General features: G+C 72.9%; 27 protein-coding genes. 5 read left to right on the top strand and 22 right to left on the bottom strand.

Features of this window, described 5'->3' with window-relative positions:
* Position 1 precedes the first annotated feature (1 nt).
* From ACH01S_RS11505 to ACH01S_RS11555, 11 genes are all read right to left on the bottom strand, one after another.
* Positions 2-2,599 (bottom strand): ATP-binding protein, encoded by a 2,598-nt coding sequence (locus ACH01S_RS11505; RefSeq protein ID WP_067889130.1) that lies wholly within the window; start codon positions 2,597-2,599, stop codon positions 2-4.
* On the bottom strand, positions 2,599-3,219 hold the full coding sequence (locus tag ACH01S_RS45810) for a hypothetical protein (protein ID WP_067889133.1): 621 nt from the start codon (positions 3,217-3,219) through the stop codon (positions 2,599-2,601). The genes ACH01S_RS11505 and ACH01S_RS45810 overlap by 1 nt, the downstream gene beginning before the upstream one ends.
* Positions 3,216-3,536 carry a hypothetical protein gene (locus tag ACH01S_RS11515; protein ID WP_067889136.1) on the bottom strand — a complete coding sequence of 107 codons (321 nt, stop codon included), beginning with the start codon at positions 3,534-3,536 and terminating at the stop codon, positions 3,216-3,218. The genes ACH01S_RS45810 and ACH01S_RS11515 overlap by 4 nt, the downstream gene beginning before the upstream one ends.
* An 18-nt stretch (positions 3,537-3,554) precedes the next feature.
* A complete protein-coding gene (locus ACH01S_RS11520) occupies positions 3,555-4,682 on the bottom strand; it encodes a conjugal transfer protein (protein ID WP_067889139.1) in 1,128 nt (375 codons plus the stop codon).
* Positions 4,679-5,617, bottom strand: coding sequence for a hypothetical protein (locus ACH01S_RS11525; protein WP_067889142.1), 939 nt, complete (start codon positions 5,615-5,617; stop codon positions 4,679-4,681). The genes ACH01S_RS11520 and ACH01S_RS11525 overlap by 4 nt, the downstream gene beginning before the upstream one ends.
* Before the next feature lie 10 nt (positions 5,618-5,627).
* Positions 5,628-6,452, bottom strand: coding sequence for a sigma-70 family RNA polymerase sigma factor (locus tag ACH01S_RS11530; RefSeq protein ID WP_148344100.1), 825 nt, complete (start codon positions 6,450-6,452; stop codon positions 5,628-5,630).
* A gap of 158 nt (positions 6,453-6,610) precedes the next feature.
* Entirely contained in the window at positions 6,611-7,327 is a 717-nt protein-coding gene (locus ACH01S_RS11535; RefSeq protein ID WP_067889148.1) for an ABC transporter permease, read from the bottom strand.
* A gap of 73 nt (positions 7,328-7,400) precedes the next feature.
* Positions 7,401-8,312, bottom strand: coding sequence for an ABC transporter ATP-binding protein (locus ACH01S_RS11540; RefSeq protein ID WP_067889151.1), 912 nt, complete (start codon positions 8,310-8,312; stop codon positions 7,401-7,403).
* A complete protein-coding gene (locus ACH01S_RS11545) occupies positions 8,309-9,187 on the bottom strand; it encodes an ABC transporter permease (RefSeq protein ID WP_067889153.1) in 879 nt (292 codons plus the stop codon). The genes ACH01S_RS11540 and ACH01S_RS11545 overlap by 4 nt, the downstream gene beginning before the upstream one ends.
* A complete protein-coding gene (locus tag ACH01S_RS11550) occupies positions 9,184-10,134 on the bottom strand; it encodes an ABC transporter ATP-binding protein (protein WP_067889155.1) in 951 nt (316 codons plus the stop codon). Before ACH01S_RS11550 ends, ACH01S_RS11545 begins: the two co-directional genes overlap by 4 nt.
* 84 nt (positions 10,135-10,218) lie before the next feature.
* A complete protein-coding gene (locus ACH01S_RS11555; protein ID WP_067889787.1) occupies positions 10,219-11,202 on the bottom strand; it encodes a DUF389 domain-containing protein in 984 nt (327 codons plus the stop codon).
* Positions 11,203-11,318: 116 nt separating this feature from the next.
* Between ACH01S_RS11555 and ACH01S_RS11560 the strand changes: the two genes are divergently transcribed.
* Both ACH01S_RS11560 and ACH01S_RS11565 read left to right on the top strand, forming a co-directional pair.
* On the top strand, positions 11,319-12,002 hold the full coding sequence (locus ACH01S_RS11560; protein ID WP_246236440.1) for an HNH endonuclease family protein: 684 nt from the start codon (positions 11,319-11,321) through the stop codon (positions 12,000-12,002).
* A gap of 21 nt (positions 12,003-12,023) precedes the next feature.
* The gene (locus tag ACH01S_RS11565) at positions 12,024-12,329 is read left to right on the top strand and encodes a hypothetical protein (protein WP_067889161.1); all 306 of its coding nucleotides are present in this window, start codon (positions 12,024-12,026) and stop codon (positions 12,327-12,329) included.
* Here the strand turns inward: ACH01S_RS11565 and glmM are convergent.
* The 3 genes from glmM to rplM form a co-directional block, all read right to left on the bottom strand.
* A complete protein-coding gene (gene glmM / locus ACH01S_RS11570) occupies positions 12,326-13,669 on the bottom strand; it encodes a phosphoglucosamine mutase (RefSeq protein ID WP_067889164.1) in 1,344 nt (447 codons plus the stop codon). The two genes, ACH01S_RS11565 and glmM, sit on opposite strands and share 4 nt — an antisense overlap.
* A 369-nt stretch (positions 13,670-14,038) precedes the next feature.
* Complete coding sequence (gene rpsI / locus ACH01S_RS11575) at positions 14,039-14,533, bottom strand: 30S ribosomal protein S9 (protein ID WP_067889790.1); 495 nt, start codon at positions 14,531-14,533, stop codon at positions 14,039-14,041.
* A gap of 102 nt (positions 14,534-14,635) precedes the next feature.
* On the bottom strand, positions 14,636-15,088 hold the full coding sequence (rplM, locus tag ACH01S_RS11580) for a 50S ribosomal protein L13 (RefSeq protein WP_067889167.1): 453 nt from the start codon (positions 15,086-15,088) through the stop codon (positions 14,636-14,638).
* A gap of 408 nt (positions 15,089-15,496) precedes the next feature.
* On the opposite strand from rplM, the gene ACH01S_RS45180 reads away from it, so the two are divergent.
* The 3 genes from ACH01S_RS45180 (at position 15,497) to ACH01S_RS11595 (ending at position 19,608) form a co-directional block, all read left to right on the top strand.
* Complete coding sequence (locus ACH01S_RS45180; protein ID WP_148344101.1) at positions 15,497-16,606, top strand: CAP domain-containing protein; 1,110 nt, start codon at positions 15,497-15,499, stop codon at positions 16,604-16,606.
* Positions 16,607-16,722: 116 nt separating this feature from the next.
* Positions 16,723-18,006, top strand: a complete 1,284-nt coding sequence (locus tag ACH01S_RS11590; protein WP_067889170.1) for a hypothetical protein — start codon at positions 16,723-16,725, stop codon at positions 18,004-18,006.
* Between the two features lie 24 nt (positions 18,007-18,030).
* A complete protein-coding gene (locus ACH01S_RS11595) occupies positions 18,031-19,608 on the top strand; it encodes a hypothetical protein (protein WP_067889173.1) in 1,578 nt (525 codons plus the stop codon).
* Between the two features lie 14 nt (positions 19,609-19,622).
* Here the strand turns inward: ACH01S_RS11595 and truA are convergent, their stop codons facing one another.
* The 8 genes from truA to infA all read right to left on the bottom strand — a co-directional run bounded on the left by truA (position 19,623) and on the right by infA (position 24,566).
* The gene (gene truA, locus ACH01S_RS11600; protein ID WP_067889176.1) at positions 19,623-20,555 is read right to left on the bottom strand and encodes a tRNA pseudouridine(38-40) synthase TruA; all 933 of its coding nucleotides are present in this window, start codon (positions 20,553-20,555) and stop codon (positions 19,623-19,625) included.
* Between the two features lie 174 nt (positions 20,556-20,729).
* Positions 20,730-21,257, bottom strand: a complete 528-nt coding sequence (gene rplQ, locus ACH01S_RS11605; RefSeq protein ID WP_067889178.1) for a 50S ribosomal protein L17 — start codon at positions 21,255-21,257, stop codon at positions 20,730-20,732.
* A 98-nt stretch (positions 21,258-21,355) separates the two neighbouring features.
* A complete protein-coding gene (locus ACH01S_RS11610; RefSeq protein ID WP_067889182.1) occupies positions 21,356-22,369 on the bottom strand; it encodes a DNA-directed RNA polymerase subunit alpha in 1,014 nt (337 codons plus the stop codon).
* Between the two features lie 106 nt (positions 22,370-22,475).
* Positions 22,476-23,102 (bottom strand): 30S ribosomal protein S4, encoded by a 627-nt coding sequence (gene rpsD / locus ACH01S_RS11615; RefSeq protein WP_067889185.1) that lies wholly within the window; start codon positions 23,100-23,102, stop codon positions 22,476-22,478.
* A gap of 20 nt (positions 23,103-23,122) precedes the next feature.
* Positions 23,123-23,524, bottom strand: coding sequence for a 30S ribosomal protein S11 (gene rpsK, locus ACH01S_RS11620; RefSeq protein WP_021596710.1), 402 nt, complete (start codon positions 23,522-23,524; stop codon positions 23,123-23,125).
* Positions 23,525-23,591: 67 nt separating this feature from the next.
* On the bottom strand, positions 23,592-23,972 hold the full coding sequence (rpsM, locus tag ACH01S_RS11625; protein ID WP_067889188.1) for a 30S ribosomal protein S13: 381 nt from the start codon (positions 23,970-23,972) through the stop codon (positions 23,592-23,594).
* A 192-nt stretch (positions 23,973-24,164) separates the two neighbouring features.
* Positions 24,165-24,278, bottom strand: a complete 114-nt coding sequence (gene rpmJ, locus ACH01S_RS11630) for a 50S ribosomal protein L36 (protein WP_019632585.1) — start codon at positions 24,276-24,278, stop codon at positions 24,165-24,167.
* Positions 24,279-24,344: 66 nt separating this feature from the next.
* Positions 24,345-24,566 carry a translation initiation factor IF-1 gene (gene infA / locus ACH01S_RS11635; RefSeq protein WP_018657567.1) on the bottom strand — a complete coding sequence of 74 codons (222 nt, stop codon included), beginning with the start codon at positions 24,564-24,566 and terminating at the stop codon, positions 24,345-24,347.
* Positions 24,567-24,657: the final 91 nt, after the last annotated feature.

A 24,657-nucleotide genomic window follows, 5' to 3' on the forward strand; every position in this document is an offset into this window, starting at 1 on the left:
GTCAGTACCCCGCCTTCGCCGACGGGTCGCGGGTCGTCGGCCCGGCGTCCGCCGCGCCGCCCGCGGACGGCGTGGTGAGGATGGACGTGGCGATCCGCCGCACCGGCGGGATGAGGATCTTGATGCGGCCGGCGCGGCGGCGGGTGTCCAGGAAGAGGGCCTCGCCCTTGCGATCCGGGTCCTTGACGGGCGACAGGTCGGTGGTGACGAGCTCGATGAGGCGGTCGTCGTCCGGGTCGAGGTTGAGGAACTCCAGGCCCCGCGCCGCCAGGTGGCTGTCCCGGTGGCGCAGCAGGAACCGGTTGGACAGCAGGCCGCGGATCGTGTCGTTGCCGAAGTCCTCCGGGTCGTGGGAGCCGAGCAGCGCGCCGGCGGCGTGCTTGCGACCGTCCCGGACGATCTCCAGGACGAGGTCCTGCCCCTCGGTGGAGTTCGTCAGCCAGTAGCACTCGTCGAACGCCAGGCCGACGAACCGCGCGGGATCGGCGAAGGCGACCTCGCGGGCGGCGGCGGCGATCACGTACAGCACCGCCCGGCCGATGAGCGTCTCCAGGGGCTGGCGCTGCATGTGGTACTCGCTGGTGAAGACCTCCTTCTTCGGCAGCGTCAGACCGGCGGTGTGGAAGACGCAGAAGTCACCGTCCAGCCGCAGGGGCGGCAGGTCGCCGAAGACCATCTGGGCGAGCGGGTCGGCGGCCACCACGCGGAGCAGGTCCGCCAGCTCGTCCGCGTGCTCGGCACGGCGCGTCCCGGTCTCGCGCCCGGCGATCGCCTTCAGCTCGTCGATCACCCCGTGCATGTGCGGCCGGGACGAGGCGGCCACCGCGTCGACGGCCTGGGACAGCGCGAGCCCGCCGGGAGACATCGGCGGGACCCCGAGCTGCAGGGTCAGGTAGGACTTGGCGTAGCGCGCCCCCACCTCGGGCGCGAACACCCGCAGCGGGTCGAGGGTCAGCGCGGCGTGCTCGTCCGCCCGGATGACCTGGTTCCGGCCGGGCGCCGCGTTCTCGGCGAAGTGCACCCACTCGCCCATCGGGGTGCGGTCGACGGCGATCACCCGTCCGCCCCGGTCGAGCAGCCCGATCTGGACGGTCTTCAGCAGCACGCTCTTGCCCGCACCGAGCTCGCCCACCGCGCCGAGCGATGCGGAGGCGTCCTGGCGCGGGGCGTTGGCCGGGTCCAGCAGGACCGGACGCGCCGCGGCGTCGTCCAGGCTGACCCCGAGCAGCATCCCGGTCGGGTCGCCGACGTCGGAACTGGCCCACGGCATCGCCATCGCGAAGTCCGACGCGAGCTGGTACTGGCGGAACTCGCCGAGGACCGCCGCCGACCCGGCGGCGCCCGGCAGCATGGCCGTGAACAGCGACCGCTGGGCACCGGTCGGCCGGACCAGCTGGTACTCGGCGGCGGACAGCGCGGCCCGGACGAGCCCGGCCCGCCCGTCGCACTCCTCGGGCGTGGTCCCCCACACGCACAGGACGGTGGTGGACTGGATCTCCACCTCGGTGGAGGAGGTCTGCAGCCGGGCCCGCTCGTCGTTCAGGTCGCTCGCGGCGTCGATCAGCGACTGGGGGACGCCCGCGGTCTCGCCGTCGTACTCCTCGACCTGCGCGGTGAGCTCGCGCGCCTTCCGCCGCGACTTGGACTCGGCCTCCGCGGCGGAGACGACCCTCAACCGGCAGGCGTAGTCGACGGGGAAGTCGAACCCGTCGAGGTCGGCCAGGTACTCCGAGCCGGGCAGGGTGAACGTCGCGGGCATCTCCGCCAGCGCGAGGAACGCCTGGTAGGACGTCCCCATCTCGGTCTCGACCTGCAGCCAGCGGCGGCGCAGCGGGGACGTGCCCTGCTCGCCGCGCCACCACGGCCGCGGCCCCTCCCGGCCGCCGTCCCCGTCCGCCCGCGCCGGGCGTCCGGCCTCCGTCAGGCGGACCTGCCCGAAGTGCGCGAGCGACGGGCCGCGCAGGACGCCCGACAGCAGCCGCGAGCCGCCGGCCTTCGAGCCGGCCGTCTCGCTCAGCAGCGGTTCGGCGAGGCCGCGGTGCAGCGAGTGCGAGTAGATCCACAGCACCTCCGCCGGGGTGGCGGGCCGCATCGCCGGATCGGTGGACAACTGGGACTCCAGCGATGCGGCCCGCGCCTGGTAGGCGGCGAGATCGGCCGCCGTGACGGGGGGCGGGGGGAGGCCGAGGGCGTCGGTCAGCGCGGACAGCGCCGAGTCGGCGACGGTGCGCAGCCCGAGCGAGGAGCGCTCGGCGCCGAGGGGCAGCGCCAGCCAGTGGGTGCGCTCGCTGATGTCCAGCGTCTCCAGCCAGCCGCGCGCGGCGTCGGTGACCTCGGCCCACTGCGGGCAGCGCGCCGCCTCCACCCCCTCGACCATCCGCTCGACGATCTCCGCGGCGTCCTGCCGGGCGCACAGGCTGAGCAGCATCGGCTCACCGGTCAGCCGCTTGAGGACGGCGGTGGTGGCGGCGTGGAGGTCGGCCCTGGCGCGGGGGGACGCGTGCGCGTAGGCGACCGGACGGACCCGCCACACGCCCCACACGGTTCCCGACGTGGACCACAGGAGATTCCCGGCGAGATGCCGGATCGGAACGCGCATCACTCCTCTTTTCCAGCCGACGCCTTCTCGGCCGACGCGGCGAGAAGCGCCTGCAGGGCGGTGGGCGCCGGACGAACGGCAGCCCGTGGAACGGCGGGCTGCCGGACAGCGGGCTGCTGGACGGCGGGCTGCTGGACGGCGGGCTGCTGGACGGCGGGCTGCTGGACGGCGGGCTGCTGGACGGGTTGCCGGACGGCGGGTCGCGGCGCGGGACGGGGAGCGGGCAGCGCGCTCAGCCGCACGCCGCCCCCCAGCGTCGCGGGACGGGGATCGCGGGCCGGCCGGCCGCCGATCCGGCCGCACCGCGGCTCGGTCAGCAGCGCGGCCATGCCGCCCAGCGCCCGGAGCGGGGTGCGGCCGTCGATGTGCGCGTGCCGGACCGCCCAGGTCGCGGCGAACGGCAACGCGATCACCACCACCGCGAGGACGCCGAGCCGGCGCCACAGGTCGAAGGTCTTGATCAGCAGGTACAGGCCGCCGATCAGCACGCCCAGCTGGGTCGCGGTGTACGGCCCGAGGGGGATGGTCCAACCCTGGATCTTGCCGATGACCCACGGGAAGCGGCGCGCCCGGGTGTAGGAGCGCCCGACCCTGACGTGCTGGTCGGCGGTCCGCGTCATGTCGGCGTCCGCGCCCCGTCGGCGGCGACGACCACCGCCGGAGGCCGCGCGGGCGCGCCCTCGATCTCGGTCCCGACCTTGTCGGACAGGTTGCCCAGCTGGTTCACGACCGCGATCACGATGGCGCCGCCGATCCCGGCGACCATGGCCTTCTTCCAGCTCCGGGCCACGACCCACGCGACGATCGCGAAGAACACCGCGGCCAGCCAGAGCAGGCCGGGCACCAAACCCTTGATCTCTCCCTCCTTCAACTGGACCCAGTCGATGAGGTCACCGGCGAGGACCCCGTCCCCTCCGGTGGCCGCCGCGATCAACATGCGCGTTCCCCTCTCACTTCAGCCGCTCGGCGTTGCCGCGGGCGGCGACGGCGACGGGCGGGACGATCCGCCCGTCGGTTCGGGTTCCGGCGTCCGCGTGGCCGGGCCGCCGGAAGGTGCGCCCGGTGGCCGCGCCGACCCGGTCGCGGGGGCGGACGGCGGCGGGCGCACGGCCGGCGCCCCGGACCCGCCGAGCCGCGGAACGTCGTCCAGCGCGGCGATCTCCCAGCGCCCCGCGCGGGCGGTCACCGTCAGCGCGTAGGTCAGCGGCCAGCGCCGGTCGGCGTCGTCGACCGCCTCCACCTCGGCCAGGACCCGCGCGCGCGTCCCGTCCGCGGGGACGGCGCCGTCGGCGTCGGGCAGGTCGCCGCTCAGCGCGACGCCGCCGAGTTCGACCCGCCGGTACGGCGCGGGCACGATCGGCCGCAGGTCCGTGCCGGGCGTCAGGTAGCGCGACAGGTCGCCCGCGCCGCCGAGGTAGGCGGCCAGGGCCTGCCGGACGGTGTCCGCGAGCGGCCCGCCGCTGATCCGCCGCCGGGTGTCGTAGCCGAGGTCCGGGGCCGTGCCGGTCGCGGGCGCCGCGACCTCCGCGGGCAGCGCCGCCGCCACGTAGCCGGTCGGCGTCCCGCCGCGCCCGGCGCCGCCGGCCGCGGCGTCGCCGAGGGCGAAGACCGCGACGCGGAAGTAGTGCACCCCGGTGGCGACCAGCGTGCCCGCCCTGTCCTTCGCCGCGACGTCGGCGGCCACGGTGACGCTCCAGTAGCCGGGGGCGACCTCGCGGGCGCCGGTGGTGACCGTGCGGCCGACCGTGCGCTGCTCGGGCGGGTTGGAGACGGGCGGCGCGTCCGGGAAGAAGAGCTTCAGCGACGTGTCGCCGGTCCCCGCCCTCAGGTAGGCCGCGACGTACAGCTCGGCGAACCCGGACGGCCCCGCGGCCGACCGGCGTGCCTCGGCGACGGCGGGCCCGCTCTCCGGCGCGGCCGGTTTCGCGGCGGCGAGGAGCAGGGCCGCGGGGCCGCAGCCGACCAGGCCCCAGAGCGCGATCTTCATCGCGGCGGTGGCCAGCGCGGCACGCGGGGGCGGCAGGATCCCGGCCCGCGTCCCGCTCTGCGCCTCAGCAGCGTCGGCGGACCGTCGAAGCCTCATGACGGGCCCGCCCAGCGCAGCTCGATCCCTCTGCCGTCCCGCGGCGGCGCGGAGAGTCCGGAGCGGCACTCGCCGCACCTGGCGAGGGCCTGGGCGACCTCGCGGGCGAGCGTCACCGCGCCCGCCCGGGCCGCCGGTTCGGCCATCGGCGTCTTCGGTTCCAGGTCCCGCCAGGCGGTGCCGCCGTAGCCGACCGTGAAGACGACGTTGCGGAGCCGCACCGTGGCGCGCGCCTCGCCGTCGCCGCCGGTCACCTCGTATCCGGAGTAGGCGGCGTCACCGACCTGCGGAAGGACGTCGTAACGGCCGCGCCACCTCGCGCGATCGCGGCCGCTCCGCTTCTCGAACTCCGCGCGCGCCCCCGCGGTCGCGTCGCGCGACGCCGTGGCGGGCACGACGGAGAACTCGACCAGCACGGATCCGAGCAGGTGGTAAAGGCCGACGCCCTCGAACCATCGGCTTGATTCGCGGCCCGTCCGGAAGCAGGTCCAGCTGTCGTCGCCGGTGTGCCACGCCTTGTCGTCGCCGTCCGGGGCCAGCCGCTGCAGGGACGCCGCCGTCGGCAGCGCGCACGCGTCGCCGATCGTCGTGAAGTCCGTCCGCGTGTCGGGCGCCGCGGAAGGCTGCGTCGCGATGACGAAGGGGGGACGCCCGGCGTCGGCCGGCCCGCCAGGTCCCGGACCGGCGGTGAGGAAGGCCCCGGCGCCCAGCGCGGCGAGCGTGGTCGCCGCGGCGGCGAGGACGCCGGCCGTGGCGGACCGCTTCCGCGCCGGCCGGGGCGGCGGGTCCGTGGGCGCCGTGAGCGGCGGCGGACCGGCCGCCCCCGGCCCGCCGAGCAGCGGGCGCTCCGTCGGGGGCCGCCGCCACAGCGGCGGCGCCGCCCGCGCGGCCCGCCGCGGCGCCAGTTCGGACCGCAGCGCGTACTGACCGGTCACCGGTGCCCCCTCACGCCGGGACGAGCTCGGCGCCGCGCGCCGGGCCCGGTTGGTAGTCGGCGACGGCCGCCGCGAGCTTTCGCGTGGCCCGGCTGCACCGCTGCTTGATGGCGGCGGGGCTCAGCCCCGTCTCCTCGGCGATCTGCTGGAGGTCCCCGATGTTCTTCCACGAGTGCCGCCTGCCGACCGCCTCGTTCCCGTAGCGGGCGGCGAGCAGGTCGGCGTCCTGGCGGCTGATCACGCTCCGCGCGACCGCCCAGGCCAGCAGCTGCCCGAGCTCCTCGCTCGCGTTGCGTTCCGCCCGCGGCACGGCGACCGCCTCGACCGCGTCGGACGGCAGCTCCCGCACCTGCGCCAGGACCTCCCGGCGCATCGCCTGGTGCGCCCCCCACGCCAGGTAGGGCGGGACGTGATGGGTGATCCTGGCGGGAAGGGTGCGGATCGCGGTGTACATGCAGCACACCGCGAGCTGGTCGCGCTCGTCGGCGTCCGGCAGGAGGCGCGCGTGGGCCCGGGAGATCCGCACGGCCTTCGGAAGCATCATCTGCAGCGCGATCCGCGCCGCGATCGGCGCGTCGGCGATGGGCGAGCCCGCCTTGTGCGCCAAGGCCCCGAGCAGCGCGTCCACCCGTTCGTCGACGGGCCCGGACTTGGCCTCTTCGAGCAGGGCGACGCTGGAGAGCCCGGCGAACGCCGGCTCGGCACGCGCCCACCTCGCGACGACGGCGTTCACCACCGCGTCATCGCGCAGCCGCATCCACTCCAGGTTGAGTCGCCCGAAGACGTTGTTCTGCCTGTTCCAGCCCGTAGGCGGGGCTGAGATCGTGATGTCCACCGTGACCCCCAGGATCGGAATTCGGTGAACACCACGCTGCGGGTGGGGCCTTGCCCACCCTCTTGCCCAAAGCCTTGCCCCCGGATCACATCTCGGTCACAAGCGAAATCGCCCGTCCGGCGGCTCAGACCGGACGGGCGACTCGGCGCCGGGCTCCCCTACTCGGCGCTCGCGACGGTGAGGGAACGGAGCCGGAAGGCGGCGAGGAACGTCCCGCCGACGGTGACCGCGACCAGCAGCGTGACGGCCACCGGCAGGCTCACCGTCGAGTCGACCGGCGAGGCGCTCGTCAGCCTGTCCGTGACCGACATCGCCCATTGCTGGATGGACGCCTGCTTCGCGCCCGGCGCGAAGCTGCCGAGCAGCGACTCCCACACGAGCGCGTAGAGGAGGCCGATCGTGACGGCGTTGCGGCTCATCACCGCGAGCGCGACGAACACCGCGCTGTAGGCCACGCCGCCGACGAGGACGCCGACCGTGAACGCGGGCGTCAGCCCCGCCGTGGTGCCGGTCAGGATGAGCCCCGCGAGCAGCGTCGGGACGACCGCGAACGCCGCCACCAGCACGATCGCGACGGCCAGCTTGGTCAGCACGACCACCTGGCGCGGGATCGGCTTCGTCAGCACGTACATGATCTGGCCGTCGTCGATCTCCGGCCCGATCACGCCGGTCCCGGCGATCAGCGCGAGCAGCGGCAGCAGGGCCGCGAGCGCGACCTTCTGGAGGACCTCCGTGGACACGTCCAGGTCGTCGTTCCCGGTCGCGCGCAGCACGACCGCCAGGACGAGCATCACGAGCGGCAGCCCGAGCAGCAGCAGCGCCCGCCGCCGCCCGAGCATCGCCCGGAACGTGATCATCGCAATCGTCGCATTCATCGCGCTCTGCCTTTCTGGGGGACGACCCCCAGGCCCCCGAGCCGGTGGCCCGAAGATCCTCGCTTCGCTCCGGTCATCGCGCCACCAGGTAGGAGAAGACGCTTTCCAGGGACTCGTCCGCCGGGGAGACCTCCCAGAGGCGGACGTCGGCGTCCCGCGACACGCGCGGGAGCAGCCAGGTGAAGCGCTGGAAGTCCACCGCCTCGATCTGCAGGCCCTTGTCGGTGAGCTGGACGCTGCGGGCCGACCCGTCCGCGATGATCGCGGCGGCCAGCGCGCGGTCGTCGGACGAGCGGACGAGGAAGATGTGCGGCCGGTCGGTCATCAGCCGCCGGATCTTGCGGAAGTCGCCGGACGCGGCGTGCCGCCCCGCGACGATCACCTCGATGTGGCTGGCGAGCCGCTCGACCTCCTCCAGGATGTGCGAGGAGAACAGGATGGTGCGGCCCTCGTCGGCCATCCGGCGGATGAGGTCCATGAGCTGGAGGCGCTGCCGCGGGTCCATGCCGTTGAACGGCTCGTCCAGCAGGAGGACGGGCGGGTCGTGCACCAGCGCGGACGCCATCTTGATCCGCTGCTTCATGCCCTTGGAGTAGTTCCCGATCGGGCGCGCGGCGGCGTAGTCCATCTCGACGAGCCCGATGGCGCGGCGCGCCGCGGCGGCCGGGTCGGGCAGCTTGTGCAGCTTCGCCATCGCGACGATGAACTGCTCGCCGGTGAGGAAGTCGTAGGCCGCCTCCCGCTCCGGGACGAGCCCGAGCCCGCGGTACACCTCCGGGTTCTGCCAGATCGGCGTCCCGTCCAGGGTGACGGAGCCGGACGACGGCGCGAGGAACCCGCCCATCATGTGGATGAGCGTCGACTTGCCCGCGCCGTTCGGCCCGAGCAGCCCGGTGACGCCGGGCCCGACCCGCATCGACACGCCGTTGACGGCGACGACGTTCCCGTACCAGCGGGACACCTTGTCCAGGATCAGTTCGCTCATGAGAGGCCCGCCTTCCGGAACCTGCGGTACAGCACCGCGACCGAGCCGACGACGATGACCGCGCACTCGGCCAGCGCGACCACGCCGCCGGCGACGCCGGGCGCGATGCCGGGCGAGGACGACCGCGCGCCGAGCAGCCGCACCTGGACGATGTCCACCAGGTTGAACGGCGTCCCGAGCCCGATCCAGCCCTGGAGGGTGAAGTTGGTGTTGGCCTCCGCGATGCCCTGCACGGCGCCGACGAAGGCGGTGCTCAGCATGAAGACCGCGATGACGGCGGCGACGCCGAACCCGCGCCGGGGCGTGAACGCCGCGACCACCATCCCGATCGCCGCGAGGACGAGCGCGTACAGGACGCAGCCGACCAGCGCGCCGAGGTACCGGAGCAACTGCTCACCGGAGTCGGGCGCCTTCGCGACGAGCCCGCCGACGTAAAGGACGGTGACCGGCACCGCCATCAGCGCGAACAGCGCGGTCGCCAGCGCGGCGGCCTTGGCGAGGACGAAGTCGAGGTGCCCCACCGGACGCGAGAAGTACAGCGGGATGACGTGGAACCTGATCTCCCGCGAGGCCAGCACCGGCGCCTGCGTCGCCAGGAAGATCGCCACGATGACCTGCATGATGTTCGCGTAGGACGCGTAGCGGATCAGCGCGTCCTCCTGGTCGGTGACCGCGAACGCCGCGACCGACCCGATCGCGGGCAGCAGCATCAGCGCCGCCACCAGGAACGGCATGATCTTGGCGCGGGCGGGCCGGCCGAGGCCGAACGCGGCGCGCAGGTTGTGCACGTACAGGGACCGCAGGACGTAGGCGCGGCCGCTGCGCCGCCCTTCGTAGTGGCGGTATCCGATGTCATGGATCGTGCTCGTGCTCATCGGGTCGCCTCCTGTTGCACGACTCCGGCGGGCGGCGGGCCGGGCGGCTCCGGCGCGGTCTGGAAGACCTCCTCGATGTGGTGGCGGCGCTGCTCCATCCGGATCAGCCGCAGCCCGAGGTCGGCGACGCCGTCCCGGATCAGGTCGTAGGTGTTCTCCCCGGCGATGTCGACGACGAGGAATCGGCCCTCCGGGTGGACGGCGACGCCCCGGTCGTGGAGGTGCTGCCCGAGGGCGTCGCGCCCCTCGTCCACCTCGACGGTGAGGACGCCGCTCGCGGTCGTGTACGCCTCGACGGCCTGCGAGCGCAGCAGCCTGCCGCCGTCGATGATCACGACGTGGTCACAGACCCGCTCCAGCTCGCCCAGCAGGTGGGACGTGACGAGGACGCTGATCCCGAACTCGGCGCCGATGCGCCGGATCAGGTCGAGCATCTCGTCGCGCCCGGCCGGGTCGAGGCCGTTGGTGGGCTCGTCGAGGAAGACGAGCTTCGGGTCGTGGACGAGGGCCTGCGCGAGCTTCACCCGCTGGCGCATCCCGGTGGAGTAGCCGCCGATGGGACGGTAGCGCTCCTCGTACAGGCCGACGTGCCGGAGCGTGTCGGCGGCGCGTTCGCGGGCCGCGGTGGGCGGGAGCCCGCACATCCGGGCCATGTGGACGACGAACTCCGTCGCCGACACGTCCGGCGGCAGGCACTCGTACTCGGGCATGAACCCGACGGACTCCCGGATCCGCAGGCCCTCGCGCGCGATGTCGAGGCCGAGGACGGTCGCGGTGCCGGAGGTCGGCGGCAGCAGCCCGAGGAGGATCTTGATGAGCGTCGACTTCCCGGCGCCGTTGGCGCCGACCAGTCCGACGACGCCCGGCTCGACGGCGACGGAGAGGTCGTCCAGGGCGGTCACCCGGGGGAACCTCATCGTCAGCCCCTGGGTGGCGATGATCGGCATGTTCCGAACCTAGTGGCCGGTGCGGCGCGGCACGTCCCCCTGAGGTGCCATCCGTCTCAGCCGATCGGCCATACCTCGGTCGACCTAAGTACGCCCGCGGAGGGTCGTCCGGCCGTCGGCGCCGGCGATCCGCGGCCGCCCGCCGCGGCGCAGGATGACCGCCCACACCGCCCGCTGGACGAGCAGCGTCGCCGTCCCCGCGATGATCATTCCGACGATGTTGACGGCGAGCTGGAGCGCCGAGCCGCGGATCTCGCTGCCGTGCCGCAGCGCGGCGGCCACCGCGAAGTTCCCGGCGGCGGGCACGGTGGTCACCGAGATGAACACCCCGACCAGCGCGGACGACTTGCCCGCGGTCAGCGACAGCACCCCGGCCGCCCCGGCGAGCAGCGCGACGATGAACGACCAGCGGTCCGGGCTGTAGATGAACGCGGTGAGCGGCCGGTCGGTCGGGAGCCGGTCGAGCTCGATGACGCCCGTCCACTTGCTGACCAATGCGCACACATAGGTGATCAGGATGGCGACGGCGAACCCGACGGCGAGCGCCCGCAGCGCCTGGACGATGTGCCACGGCCGCCCCCGCACGATCCCGTAGCAGATCGCGGCGACCGCGCCGAACTCCGGCCCGAGCACCATCGCGCCGACCACCAGCACCGGCGAGTCGATCAGCGCCGCGATCCCGGCGAGCTGGGTGGCGAAGGCGAGGAACGCGATGAACGAGAAGCTGAGCGCCGTCCCCTCGGCGACCTGGTTGTCGAGCTCCTCCCAGACGACGGCGTCGTCGCCGTGCCCGGGGGCGCGTTCCATCGCCTCGTCGGCGGTCTCCGACAGCGACAGGTCGATCTTCTCCAGGGCGATCGAGCCGTCCCGGTCGACGCCGAGCGCGCGGAGGGCGTCCAGCACCTCGTTGACGGCCTCGCGGGCGACGTCGCTGTTCACCAGGTCGCCCTGCGGGGACCGGGCGGCGCCCGGGAAGACGACGACGTTGGTCGCGCCCGCGCAGTCGCCGAGGGCCTTAATGACGGTGTCGGTGCGGTCCGGCGGAACGATCGCTCTCAGGTGCAGCACGTCAGACATCGTGCCGTATCCGGCCGCGTCCGCGATCACCACCGGCGCGGTTGATCGCGTGCCGCGTCCCAAGTAGGTATATATCGACATAAATTGCGGGCGGCGAGGGGATGCGGGTGGACGGGACGACACGGGCCCCTGGACGCGGACGCCTGGCGCCGGCGGCGGCCCTCGCCGCGGCGCTGCTCGCGCTTACGGCCTGCGAAGGCGACGTCGGCCTCTCCGAGGCGTCCTCCAGCCCGGGACGTCCGGCGTCCGGCGACGGGAAGCGGGCCCGCGCCGACCTTTCCGGGCTGCGGATCGCGTCCGAGGGCCGCGGCACCGGCTACGCCCGCGACGAGTTCGGGACGCGCTGGAAGGACACCGACCACAACGGCTGCGACCAGCGCAACGACGTCCTGGCCCGCGACCTGCGGGACGTCGAGAAGAAGGGCGAGTGCGTGGTGCTCGCGGGCGTCCTGCACGACCCCTACAGCGGAAAGACGATCACCTTCGCGAAGAAGGACGCGGCCGAGGTGCAGATCGACCACGTCTACCCGCTCGCGCTGGCCTGGCGGATGGGCGCGTCCCGCTGGAGCGAGGACCGGCGCGAGCAGTTCGCCAACGACCACGAGAACCTGCTCGCCGTGTGGGGCGTCCCGAACCGGCAGAAGAGCGACTCGGGGCCGGGCGAGTGGAAACCCCAGAAAGACTTCCAGTGCGCCTACGCCGTGAAGTACATCGCCGTCGCGAAGAAGTACTCGCTCCCGGTCACGAGCCCCGACCACGACGCGCTCCAGACCTTCCTCGGCCGCTGCTGACCCCGCGCGTAGGCTCGTCGCATGACGAGCGAACACCCTGAAGACGACGCCAACGGCGAACTCCCCCGCGTCCGGACCGAACGCGGGGTCGGCGCGCGCGCGACGGGCGCCGAGGTCACCGGAGCGTCCGCGACCGGGCTGACGGTGCGGTTCGGCAACGGCCTCGGCTCGGTCGCCATCGGGTCGATGGCGGTCGGCGCCCTGGCCGTCGGCGCGCTCGCGATCGGCAAGCTCGTCGTCAAGCGCGCCGTCGTCGGCCATCTCCGGGCGGGGACCGTGGAGATCAAGCACCTGAAGGTCGGCCGCCTGGAGATCGACGAGGGCTAGCCGAGCACGGTCCGCACGACGCCCGCGAGGTGCTCGGCGACGTCCCGCGCCTGCCCCTCCGACGCCGCCTCGACCATCACGCGGACCATCGGCTCGGTCCCGCTCGGCCGGATGAGGACGCGTCCGGTGTCGCCGAGGTCGGCCTCCGCCGCGGCCACCGCCGCCGCCAGCTCCGCCGACGTCTTGGCCCGCGCCTTGTCGACGTCCTTCACGTTGATGAGGACCTGCGGCAGGCGCGTCATCGCCTTGGTCAGCTCGTCCAGCGAACTGCCCCGCCGCACCATCGCGGCGAGCAGGTGCAGGCCGGTCAGGACGCCGTCGCCGGTCGTCGCGTGGTCCAGCATGATCACGTGACCGGACTGCTCGCCGCCGAACGCGAAGCCGCCGTCCCTCATCGCCTCCAGCACGTACCGGTCGCCAACGGCGGTCTCCACCACGGTGATCCCGGCCTCGCGCATCGCGAGCTTGAACCCGAGGTTCGACATCACGGTCGCGACCACGGTGTCGGCCGCGAGGGCGCCCGCCTCGCGCAGTTCGAGCGCCAGGATCGCCATGATCTGGTCGCCGTCCACGACCTCGCCGGACGAGGTCACGGCGAGGCACCGGTCGGCGTCGCCGTCGTTGGCGATGCCCGCGTCCGCGCCGTGCTCCTTGACGGCCTCCCGCAGCGCCTCCAGGTGCGTGGACCCGCAGCCCGAGTTGATGTTCAGGCCGTCCGGAGCGGTCCCGATGGTGATCACCTCGGCCCCGGCGCGGCGCAGCGCCTCCGGCGCCACGTCCGACGACGCGCCGTTCGCGCAGTCGACCACGACGCGCAGGCCGTCCAGCGACACCGGGACGGTCGACAGCAGGTGCGCCACGTACTGCTCGACGGCGCCGTGCGCGTCTCTGACCCGTCCGACCCCGGCGCCGGTCGGCGGCTCCCACGCCTCGCCGAGCCTGGCCTCGATGCGGTCTTCCAACTCGTCCGGCAGCTTGTGGCCGCTGCGGTCGAAGAACTTGATGCCGTTGTCGGGAGCGGGGTTGTGCGAAGCGGACAGCATCACGCCGAGGTCGGCGTGCAGCTCGTGCGTCAGATACGCGACGGCGGGCGTCGGCAGGACGCCGAGGCGCAGCACGTCCACCCCGGAGCTCGCGAGACCCGCGACGACGGCCGCCTCCAGGAACTCGCCGGACGCCCGCGGATCGCGCCCGACCACCGCCAGCGGCCGGTGCCCCCGGAACGCTCCCTGCTCGCCGAGCACCCGAGCCGCCGCGACGGACAGGTCCATGACGAGCGGTGCGGTCAGGTCGCGGTTGGCGAGCCCTCGCACGCCGTCGGTCCCGAACAGACGAGCCACAGTTCAACTCCCGGATTCAACGAAAACCGCGCGGACGAACCCCGCCCGCTCCGCCCGCACAAATCTAGTAGGAGCCGCACCCCACCGTGAGAACCAACCACCCTACGAAACCCCTCCCCCCACCCCCCTCAGCCTTCTCGGACAAGCCAATGCCCGCCCCTCCCGGACGAACACATCCCGCCCTCTCAGGCCCTCGCCGTTATTGGCCAGAACCCAAGCCGGGGACACGTGTTGGGCGGTCTTCGGCGCCCCAGCGCCGAAGACCGCCCAACACGCCGAACGGCGGGGTGTTTCCCGAGCCGCGAACGCGGCCTCGGGAAACACCCCGCCGTTCGTAACGGGGGTTCCAGGGGGTCGCCCCCCTGGGAATTAACGCTTGCTGTACTGCGGAGCCTTGCGGGCCTTCTTGAGGCCGGCCTTCTTGCGCTCGGGGACGCGGGCGTCGCGCGTCAGGAATCCGGCCTTCTTCAGGGCCGGGCGGTGCTCGATGTTCGCGAACTGGAGGGCCCGGGAGATGCCGAGGCGCAGCGCGCCCGCCTGCCCGGTGGTGCCGCCGCCGCCGACGCGGGCGAGGACGTCGAACTGGCCCTCAAGGCCGAGCAGCACGAACGGCTCGTTCACGATCTGCTGGTGGACCTTGTTCGGGAAGTACTGGTCCAGGGTGCGGCCGTTGATCTTCCACTTGCCGCTGCCGGGGACGATGCGGACCCGCGCGATGGCCTGCTTGCGGCGGCCGGTCCCGGCGGCCGGGCCGGTGGCGACCGGCTGGCCGAGGTAGCTCTCGCCGGCGGCCTCGGGGGTCTCGGTGCTGTACTCGGACGGTGCGTCCTCGTACGAGTCGAGCTCGGGGCTCGTCTCGGTCATGTCGTCCACGGTTCTCCTCGGTTTTCTAGCCAGGGCGGCGGACCCGTTCGCACGGGCGCCCCGGCGGCCACTTTTTCAAGGGTGCGCCCGGAGGCGCGGGGCTCACTTCTGGATCTGGCTGATCTGGGTGATCTCGAACGGGACCGGCTTCTGCGCCTGGTGCGGGTGGTCGGGCCCGGCGTAGACCTTCACCTTGCCGAACATCTTCCGGCCGAGGGAGTTCTTGGGCAGCATGCCCTTGATCGCCTTCTCGACGGCCCGCTCGGGGTGCTTGGCCATGAGGTCGGCGTACTTGACCGACCGCAGGCCGCCCGGGTAGCCGGAGTGCCGGTAGGCCTTCTTCTGCTCCAGCTTGTTGCCGGACAGCGACACCTTGTCGGCGTTCACGATGACGACGAAGTCACCGGTGTCGAGGTGCGGAGCGTAGATCGGCTTGTGCTTGCCCCGGAGCAACTGCGCGACCTGACTGGCGAGACGGCCCAGCACGACATCGGTCGCGTCGATGACGTACCACTGACGCTGGACGTCAGCGGGCTTAGGGGTGTACGTGCGCACGTCGTCAGCCTTCGTTTCTCGTCGACTTTCAGCGGTTTCGATCCTCGCCCGGCCCAGTGGACGGGCGCCATCAGCGGATTTCCTGCTCGCGCCGACCAGAGGATCGTCCGATCCGGCGCTCCGGGAGCCGGGGCCCGGACCGGCGGCCACGCCGACAGACGCGGACACCACGGGGAAACACCGGCACGTCGTCGCGTCGTCTCCCGCCCGCCGAACGGCGCGCGTCGACGCACACAACAAATACGCAGGATACTCGCCCGCGCGCCCGAGGGTCAAAACGGGACGGCGAGTCGGCCCGCACGCACCTCTCGCGCCTCCGCCCCCGTCCTGGAAACGGAACGGTCAGCGCCCTTCAGGCTACCCGTAGTAGTTGTTCCGCCCTTTTAAGACGATCTTTCATAACAGGGGTTGTATGCCGGGATATGGTGCCGGGCGACCGGTCCACGCCGGCTCAGGCCGGCCCGCACCCGGGAGCCCCCGCTGTCCACTCCCCGCAGACCAGGTGACCCCGCCGGACGCCGCCCGCCCGCCTACTCCGGGCCCCGCGACGCCGCGTCCCGGCCCGCCGCCGCGCGCCGCCCCCCGCACCCCGAGGACACGCTCGTCGCCGGAGGCCCGCGCCGCGCCACGTCCCAGCAGCAGGGCACGTCCCAGCACGACTCCCCCCGGCACGGCGCGTCCCGCCCGGGCCGTGCCGCTCCGCCGCCGGGCGGGCGCGGACCCCGGCCGGACCGCGGCCGCGAGCGCTCCCGCGGCAGGCGCGCCACCGCGATCGTGGTGGCCGTCGCCGCGTCCGGGCTCGCCGTGAGCACCGGCGTCGCGCTCGACCGGGTCGTCCTGCCCGAGCTGCGGTCGGAGCGGACGGCCGCGTCCGGGCCGGGTGCGGAGCCGTCCGCGCTGCTCTCGCCCGGTCCGCAGAGCGACGAGACCACCGCCGCGGGCACGGGCACGGGCACGGCGGGCGGCGGGACGGCGTCCGGCGGCGCCCCCGCGCCCACCGCGCAGGAGCAGACGCCGCCGCTGAAGCCGATGCGCGCGCCGGGGTCGGCCGCGAAGCCGTCCAAGCCGGACGCGCCGTCCACCCCGGACAAGCCGCCCGCCGACACCGGCACGCCCGGCGGCGGCGGGACGCCCGGATCGTCCGGCCCCGAGGCCGCCGTGATCGCGCTCACCAACGCCGAGCGCGCCAAGGCCGGGTGCAGGCCGCTGCGCGCGGACGAGCGGCTCGCCACCGCCGCCCGCAAGCACTCCGCCGACATGGCGGCCAACGACTACTTCGACCACACGTCCCGCAACGGCGACAGCCCGTGGGAGCGGATGGAGGACGCCGGGTACCCGAGCCCCGGCGCGGAGAACATCGCCAAGGGCTACCCCACGGCGCAGGCCGTCATGGAAGGCTGGATGAACAGCCCGGGCCACCGCGCCAACATCCTGAACTGCGACCTGCGCGCCATCGGGGTGGGGCGGGCGTCCGGCTCCGGCGGCCCGGTGTGGACGCAGGACTTCGGCTGGAAGTGATCGTCGCGCTCCGGGCGGTGACCTTCGGCGAACCACCCGCGCCCGGTTCGCCCCCATGTCATGGTGGGTGTCTCGAAGGTCCAGAGCCCTGAACGAGGAACGGTAAGGTCCAAGCCATGGGTTATCCGGGCGATCAAGGCAGGCCCGGCGACCGGCCCCCGGGACGGCCGCCGCACGCGCCGTACGGCACCGACGACGACGACCCCTTCCCGCCCCGCGGTGAGGCCGCCTTCGGCTACCGCGACGAGGCCCCCTTCGCACCCCGTGACGAGGGCTCCGGCGGGCAGCAGTACGGCGCCGAGCCGTTCGCCGAGCCGTTCGCCGGTCCGCCCGGCCAGACCTCCTCGTGGACGGACGACACCCCGGCCTGGTCGGAACAGCCGTCCGCCTCCCCTTGGTCCGACCCGCAGGCGGGCACCGCCTGGTCCGAGCAGAAGAGCGATTCCGCCTGGCCGGACCAGAAGAGCGACTCCGGCTGGTCGGACCAGAAGGCCGACTCCGGGTGGCCCGAGCAGCAGGCCGGTCCCGGTTGGTCCGACCAGCCCGTCGCCGGGAGCGCGCACGCCCAGGGGGACGACCCCTTCGGCTCCCCCGACCCCTACGGCGGCTTCGAGCCCACCCCGCCCGGCCCGGCCCCGGAGTCGTCCGGACCGGGATCCGGCGGGACGGGCCGCCGCAACATGCCGCTGATCATCGGCGGCGCGGCGGTCGCGGGGCTGCTCCTGATCGGCGGCGGCGTCGCGCTGTCGTCCGTCCTGAAGGACGACCCCAAGCCGAAGAAGCCGAAGCCGTCCGCGGCGGCGACGCAGCCGCAGGCCGCGCCTAGCCCGACGCAGCCCGTCCTCGCGCCGGTGAAGCTGCGGAGCCGCGCCACCGACCCGAAGCCGCTGACCCTCAAGGAGGTCTTCGGCAACGGCAAGTTCAAGGTCGGCAAGTACCAGTACGTCCGGACGGCCGCGAACGCCCAGAAGGGCTGCACCGCGATCGCGGGCGGCGCGGCGCTCGACAAGGCCCTCAAGGGCGGCTCCTGCACGCAGGTGCTCCGGGCCACGTACGCGCTGAGCAACGGCTCGCTGATCGGCACCGTCGGCGTGTTCAACCTGGAGACCGAGGCGGCGGCCAAGAAGGCCGTCAAGGCCGCCGCCGCCAAGGACGCCTTCCTGCTGGCGCTGCCCGGCAAGGGCGTCTCCAAGACCAACGGCAAGGGCGAGGCGCTCGGCACCTCCGAGGCCCGCGGCCACTACCTGATCATGACCTGGGTACAGCGGCCGGACGGCAAGCGGATCGCCGCCAAGTACCATGCCGCCGTCCGCGTCTTCGGAACCCAGATGGTGAAGGGCAGCAACCTCGCGCTCGCCCTGCACTACAGGGAAACCGAAGGCAAACCCCTCCAAAAGTGACCGGCTTGAATACCCTCTCTGCCTATGTCTGGACCTAGAGACACACGGGACGCCGCCGAGCCCGCGGGGACGCCCACCGTCCCCGCCGACCCGGCGGAGTCCTCGGCGCCCGCCTCGCTCAGGCCGCCCGCGTTCGGCCTGGAGGCTCCCTGGTGGGCCGCCGAGTCCGCGGCGGACACCGTCCCGCTCACCGGCGCCCCGGCGACCGCGCCCGCCCCGCGTCCCGCCCTCGACGACGCGACCGGCGACGCCGCCGCGCCCACGCAGGACGCCCCGCCCGAGGCCGCCCCGTCCGACGACGTGGCCGCCACGGACGCGCCTGGCGACTCCTCCGCGCCGGGTGACGCGGGAGCCTCCGGCCCGCCGCCCGGGACGCTCGTCGCCGGGCTGGGCGTGCCCAGCGTCGACTCGCGCCGCGCCGTGCCCGCCCGGCCGCTCGTGAAGCCGCCGCCCGCGTTCGGCGAGACCGACCCGGACGGCTTCCCGGCCGTCCGCCCGCGGGACGACGCCACGGACGACGACGACCTCGCGGACGAGCCCGCCCCAGCGGCTCCGGAAAAACCGGAAAACCGGGTGGCCCCCCAGGCCGAGGAGACAGCCGCCGACACCACCACCGTCGACACCACCGTGGACGAGTCGGCCTTCGAGAAGGCCCGGCGCGCGGAGGACGAGTCGTCCGCGGCGCTGGCGCCCGTCCTGGTGCCGGACGCGATCCTGCCGCCCGGCGTCGTCCCGCCCACCGGCAGCGGCCCGTTCCCCACCGGCGGGACGGGCGGGCCCGCGGCGGTCGGCGGCGAGCAGCACACCGTGATCACGCCGGTCTACCACGCCGAGGGCGGCGTCCCGATCGACACGCCGCCGCCCCCGGGCGCCCCGCCGCGCCGGACGCCGCGCGGCGGCGACGGCGGCAGCAAGAGCCGCATCGTGCTGATCGGCGGCGGCGCGGGGCTCATCCTCGCCGCGGCCGTCGGCCTGTTCGCGATCGGCGCCGACTCCGGTGGCGGAAAGAACGACAAATCCGCTGGCGGGCCCGCCACGCAGGCGGCCCCGGCGGCGACGCCGTCGTCCGCGACCCGGGCGCCCGTGGACATCGGCGACGAGAAGACCGACCCCCAGGACCTCACCTTCCGCGACGTGTTCCCCACGCAGGTGATCCAGCTCGGCGGGCGCACCTACTCCCGCGAGCGCTGGTCCCTCAACCGGGACGTGTCGTACGCGGCGCGCGGCTCGATGCTGCGCGCGCTCCTCCAGGAGAAGTGCCGCAAGATCGTCCGCGCGACGTACATCGACAAGGGCCGGGCGCTCGCCGTCACGTCCGGGATCGCGGTGCTGCCGACGAAGGACGCCGCGCTCCGCATCAGCAAGGCCGGAAGCCCCGCGAAGTACGAGTGGTTCCGCGGCATGGGCGGCAAGCACGCCCCCGACCTCGACCGCGCGGGCGGCTACGCCGCCGCCACGGTGCGCGGACGCTACGTCGCCTACGCCTACGTGCAGTGGGCGAACGGCAAGCAGGCCAAGCCCGGCGACCCCGTGATCAAGGAAGCGGCCCAGCAGTTCCTGGACTACGACCTCCGCCCCATCCTCGCCCGCGCGGGCGGCTGACCCGGAAGAGTCGCTCAGGAGGCGCCGCGCCAGGCGGCGTTCTCCGGGGCCTCGCCGACCTCCTCGGGTTCCGCTCGCGCGGCGGCCTCGGCGGCCTCGGCGGCCTGGACGGCGGCGGCGGCGTTCAGGGTCCGGACGCGCCGGGTCTCCTGCGCGCGCTTGGCGAGGCTGTTGTCGTCCGGGTAGCGGATCTCCTCCAGCGACAGCCCGTGCGCGGGCGCGACGTTCACCCCCGAGTCGCGGACGCGGGCGGCGAGCACCTCGGCGGGCCACTCCACCTCGCGGCGGCCGTCCCCGACCATCAGCAGCGCGCCGACCAGGGCGCGCACCATCGAATGGCAAAACGCGTCCGCCTCCACCGTCGCGAGCGCCAGGTGCGGGTCGCGCTCGTCGCGCGCCCACTCGTAGCGCAGCAGCTCCCGGATGGTCGTCGCGCCCTCCCGCTTCCGGCAGTACGCGGCGAAGTCGTTCTCGCCGACGAGGCGCCGCGCGGCGGCGTTCATCCGGTCCAGGTTCAGCGGGCGCGGGTGCCACAGCACGTCGTGCCGCCGCAGCGGCTCCACCCCGAACGGGTTGTCGCACACCCGGTACACGTAGCGGCGGGACAGGGCGGAGAACCGCGCGTCGAACCCCTCCGGGGCCGCGGACACCCGCCACACCCGGACGTCCGGCGGCAGCAGCCCGGCGAGGCGGCGCGGCATCGTCCCGTTGACGGCCGAGTAGGCGGCGACGGGCACCACGAGGTGCGCGACCTGGCCCCGCGCGTGGACGCCCGCGTCCGTCCGGCCGGCGACGGTGAGCATGGGCGGCGGGTCCAGGCGGAGCATGCGGGCCAGGGCGTCCTCGATGACGCCCTGCACGGTCCGCTGGTTCGGCTGTCTCGCCCAACCCGCGAAGTCGGACCCGTCATAGGAGATGTCGAGCCGCAGTCGTACCAGTGCGGTCATGTCAGCCGAGCTGTCCTTCTGCACGGTGGCCGTTCCATTCTCCTCTGAGCGCTCGCTCCGCTACTGGCATGACCATGCGATCAAGTGTGGCAAAGATGCGGGCCCGCCGTCCCGGAGGGGGGCGGCGGGCCCGTTCATCATGTCGGCCGAAACCGTAAATGCGATTGCCAAGTTCTACTTGGCGTCGCCGTCCTCGGACTCGGCGGCCGCGTCGGTCGCGGTGTCCTCGGCCTTGGTGTCCTCGGCCTTGGTCTCCTCGACCTCGGTCTCGGCCTCGGCCTTGGCGGGGGCCTCGTCCTCGGTCGCCTTGGCCGGGGCGGCCTTGGCGGTGGAGACGGCCGGCATCTCCTCCTGGACCAGCTCGATGACCGCCATCGGGGCGTTGTCGCCCTTGCGCGGCCCGAGCTTGGTGATCCGGGTGTAGCCGCCGGGACGGTTCTCGAAGCGCGGCGCGATCTCGGTGAAGAGCCCGTGCACGACGGACTTGTCGCGGATCGTCCGGGCGACCAGGCGACGGTTGTGCAGGTCGCCCTTCTTCGCCTTGGTGATCAGCTTCTCCGCCAGCGGACGCACCCGCCGGGCCTTGGCCTCGGTGGTGGTGATGCGGCCGTGCTCGAACAGCGCCGTCGCCAGGTTCGCCAGGATCAGGCGCTGGTGGGCGGGGCTGCCGCCGAGGCGGGGGCCCTTGGTGGGCTTGGGCATTCCGGTTCCTTCCTGCACCGGCCGTACCAGGTACCGGTGTCAGCTGGTCCGCGGACGGCCGGGGAACGCGCCCCCGGCCGCCGCAGCGGATCGGGTTTCTAGTACTGCTCGGTCTCGGCGTAGCTCTGGTCGTCGTCGCTGTAGGTGTCGGCCGCCGCGCTCGGGTCGAACCCGGGCGGGGAGTCCTTCAGCGACAGGCCCATGTCGTTGAGCTTCTGCTTGACCTCTTCGATCGACTTGGCGCCGAAATTCCTTATATCGAGGAGGTCCTGCTCGGAGCGGGCGACGAGCTCGCCCACCGAGTGGATGCCCTCGCGCTTCAGGCAGTTGTAGGAGCGGACCGTGAGGTTCAGCTCCTCGATCGGCAGGGCCAGGTCCGCGGCGAGCGCGGCGTCCGTCGGGGACGGGCCCATGTCGATGCCCTCGGCCTCGACGTTCAGCTCCCGGGCCAGCCCGAACAGCTCGACGAGGGTCTTGCCGGCGGACGCGACCGCGTCGCGCGGCAGCATCGCCTGCTTGGTCTCCACGTCGAGGATCAGGCGGTCGAAGTCGGTGCGCTGCTCGACTCGGGTCGCCTCGACCTTGTAGGTCACCTTGAGCACGGGCGAGTAGATGGAGTCGATCGGGATCCGGCCGATCTCCTGGCCCGGCTGCTTGTTCTGCGCGGCCGAGACGTAGCCGCGGCCGCGCTCGACCGTCAGCTCCATCTCCAGCTTGGCCTTGTTGTTCAGGGTGGCGATGTGCAGGTCGGGGTTGTGGACCTCGACGCCCGCGGGCGGCGCGATGTCGGCCGCGGTCACCTCGCCCGGGCCCTGCTTGCGCAGGTACATGACGACCGGCTCGTCGTGCTCGGACGAGACGACGAGCTCCTTGAGGTTCAGGATGATGTCGGTGACGTCCTCCTTCACCCCCGGAACGGTGGAGAACTCGTGGAGGACGCCCTCGATCCGGATGCTGGTGACGGCCGCACCGGGAATCGAGGAGAGCAGGGTGCGACGCAGCGAGTTGCCGATCGTGTAGCCGAAGCCCGGCTCCAGCGGCTCGATGGTGAACCGCGACCGGTACTCGTCGACCTGCTCTTCGGTGAGAGTCGGACGCTGAGCGATGAGCATTGTGGTACCTACTTCCCGCGGTGCCCGCTATTTGACTACCGCGTTCGTGAGTGTTCCCCGTCCCGCCGGAATCCCACGCGGGGACTCCGGCGGGGCGCGTTGAGCCCTACTTGGAGTAAAGCTCGACGATCAGCTGCTCCTGGACGGGAGCGTCGATCTGCTGCCGGACGGGCAGCGAGTGCACGAAGATCCGCATCTTGTCGCCGTCCACGCCGAGCCACGCCGGGACCGGACGGTCGCCGACCTCGGCCTTGGCGACCTGGAACGGCGTCATCTCCAGCGACTTCGGCTTGACGTCGACGATGTCGGCCTCGCCGACGAGCGCCGACGGGATGTTGACCTTCTTGCCGTTGACCCGGATGTGGCCGTGCCGGATGAGCTGGCGGGCCATGTCGCGGGACTTGGCGAAGCCGCCCCGGTAGACGACGTTGTCGAGCCGCCGCTCCAGGAGGGCGAGCAGGTTGTCGCCCGTCTTGCCCTGCTGGCGGTTCGCCTCGACGTAGTAGTTGTGGAACTGCCGCTCCAGCACGCCGTAGATGCGCCGCGCCTTCTGCTTCTCGCGGAGCTGCAGCAGGTACTCGGTCTCCTTCGGCCGACCGCGCCCGTGCTCACCCGGCGGGTAGGGACGGATCTCGATCGGGCACTTCGGGCCCTCGCACTTGCTGCCCTTGAGGAACAGCTTCATCTTCTCGCGGCGGCAGAGCTTGCAGTCCGCACCGGTGTAACGAGCCATTTGTCTAGATCTCCCCTGCCTCAGACCCGGCGACGCTTGGGCGGGCGGCAGCCGTTGTGCGGAACGGGCGTGACGTCCTGGATCGAGCCCACCTCAAGGCCGGTCGCCTGCAGCGACCGGATGGCGGTCTCGCGGCCCGAGCCCGGGCCCTTCACGAAGACGTCGACCTTGCGCATGCCGTGCTCCATCGCGCGCCGGGCGGCGGCCTCGGCGGCCTGCTGCGCGGCGAACGGGGTGGACTTGCGCGAGCCCTTGAACCCGACGTGGCCGGACGAGGCCCAGGAGATCACGTTGCCGTTGGGGTCGGTGATCGAGACGATCGTGTTGTTGAACGTGCTCTTGATGTGGGCGTGCCCGTGAGCGACGTTCTTCTTCTCCTTGCGGCGCACCTTCTTCGCGCCTACACGGCTCTTAGGAGGCATCTGCTCTCACTTTCGAGGTCATCGATCCGGAGGACCGAACTCGGCTTGGTGCCGGGGGTCCGGCGGACTACTTCTTGCCGGCCTTCTTCTTGCCGGCGACGGTCTTCTTCTTGCCCTTGCGGGTGCGCGCGTTGGTCTGCGTGCGCTGGCCGTGCACGGGAAGCCCGCGCCGGTGCCGGATGCCCTGGTAGCACCCGATCTCGATCTTGCGGCGGATGTCCGCCTGGACCTCGCGGCGAAGATCACCCTCGATCTTGTAGTTCGCCTCGATCCAGTCGCGGAGCTTCACGAGCTCGTCGTCGCCGAGCTGGTGGACCCGCAGGTCGCCGCTGATGCTGGTGCCCGCGAGGGTCTCCAGCGCCCGCGTCCGGCCGATGCCGAAGATGTAGGTGAGAGCGACCTCCAGGCGCTTTTCGCGCGGGAGGTCGACGCCGAGGAGGCGTGCCATGTGGGCAGTTCCCTTCATTCTGCGGAGGTATGGACGCACCGCGTCCGCACACACCCTGCCCGGGTGGCGGCCCCGGCCTCGCGCGGTCCGGGGGTGGGCCCTCACACGGCTGTGCCGCACGAACCGTCTCAGGCTCGTACGGCTACCCGCGTGAAGACTGCGATGCGCTTTTCTGTGTCGCCGCGTTCGGGCTCAGCCCTGGCGCTGCTTGTGGCGCGGGTCGGTGCAGATGACCATGACCCGGCCGTGCCGCCGGATGATCCGGCAGTTCTTGCAGATCTTCTTGACGCTCGGCTTGACCTTCACTGGGTCTCCTAATGCTCAGGGTCACCCCCGCGCCGCCACGCACGGGGAAGGCAACCCCAGTGGGTGCTACTTGTAGCGGTAGACGATCCGACCGCGCGTGAGGTCGTAGGGGCTCAGCTCCACAACGACGCGGTCGTCCGGCAGGATCCGGATGTAGTGCATCCGCATCTTGCCGCTGATGTGGGCGAGCACCTTGTGCCCGTTGTCGAGCTCCACCCGGAACATGGCGTTCGGGAGGGACTCGATGACGGTGCCCTCGATCTCGATGGCCCCTTCTTTCTTGGGCATGTCCTCCGCGCTTCACTGATCGGCTCATTGGACTCGGCCCGGCTCTCCGGAGGAGAATCGACCGCAGTCCACACCGCGACGCGGAAGGCGC

Source organism: Actinomadura chibensis NBRC 106107 (assembly GCF_001552135.1).
GTDB classification, from domain to species: Bacteria; Actinomycetota; Actinomycetes; order Streptosporangiales; family Streptosporangiaceae; genus Spirillospora; species Spirillospora chibensis.

Coding starts and splice junctions, on each gene's coding strand:
- ACH01S_RS11595 (WP_067889173.1), top strand. CDS start 18,031: ATGTCTGGACCTAGAGACACACGGGACGCCGCCGAGCCCGCGGGGACG.
- rplQ (WP_067889178.1), bottom strand. CDS start 21,257: ATGCCCAAGCCCACCAAGGGCCCCCGCCTCGGCGGCAGCCCCGCCCAC.
- ACH01S_RS11590 (WP_067889170.1), top strand. CDS start 16,723: ATGGGTTATCCGGGCGATCAAGGCAGGCCCGGCGACCGGCCCCCGGGA.
- ACH01S_RS11565 (WP_067889161.1), top strand. CDS start 12,024: ATGACGAGCGAACACCCTGAAGACGACGCCAACGGCGAACTCCCCCGC.
- ACH01S_RS11520 (WP_067889139.1), bottom strand. CDS start 4,682: ATGAGGCTTCGACGGTCCGCCGACGCTGCTGAGGCGCAGAGCGGGACG.
- rpsD (WP_067889185.1), bottom strand. CDS start 23,102: ATGGCTCGTTACACCGGTGCGGACTGCAAGCTCTGCCGCCGCGAGAAG.
- ACH01S_RS11535 (WP_067889148.1), bottom strand. CDS start 7,327: ATGAATGCGACGATTGCGATGATCACGTTCCGGGCGATGCTCGGGCGG.
- truA (WP_067889176.1), bottom strand. CDS start 20,555: ATGACCGCACTGGTACGACTGCGGCTCGACATCTCCTATGACGGGTCC.
- rpsM (WP_067889188.1), bottom strand. CDS start 23,972: ATGGCACGCCTCCTCGGCGTCGACCTCCCGCGCGAAAAGCGCCTGGAG.
- ACH01S_RS11540 (WP_067889151.1), bottom strand. CDS start 8,312: ATGAGCGAACTGATCCTGGACAAGGTGTCCCGCTGGTACGGGAACGTC.
- ACH01S_RS45810 (WP_067889133.1), bottom strand. CDS start 3,219: ATGACGCGGACCGCCGACCAGCACGTCAGGGTCGGGCGCTCCTACACC.
- ACH01S_RS11550 (WP_067889155.1), bottom strand. CDS start 10,134: ATGCCGATCATCGCCACCCAGGGGCTGACGATGAGGTTCCCCCGGGTG.
- ACH01S_RS11505 (WP_067889130.1), bottom strand. CDS start 2,599: ATGCGCGTTCCGATCCGGCATCTCGCCGGGAATCTCCTGTGGTCCACG.
- ACH01S_RS11515 (WP_067889136.1), bottom strand. CDS start 3,536: ATGTTGATCGCGGCGGCCACCGGAGGGGACGGGGTCCTCGCCGGTGAC.
- ACH01S_RS11545 (WP_067889153.1), bottom strand. CDS start 9,187: ATGAGCACGAGCACGATCCATGACATCGGATACCGCCACTACGAAGGG.
- rpsI (WP_067889790.1), bottom strand. CDS start 14,533: ATGACCGAGACGAGCCCCGAGCTCGACTCGTACGAGGACGCACCGTCC.
- infA (WP_018657567.1), bottom strand. CDS start 24,566: ATGCCCAAGAAAGAAGGGGCCATCGAGATCGAGGGCACCGTCATCGAG.
- rpsK (WP_021596710.1), bottom strand. CDS start 23,524: ATGCCTCCTAAGAGCCGTGTAGGCGCGAAGAAGGTGCGCCGCAAGGAG.
- ACH01S_RS11610 (WP_067889182.1), bottom strand. CDS start 22,369: ATGCTCATCGCTCAGCGTCCGACTCTCACCGAAGAGCAGGTCGACGAG.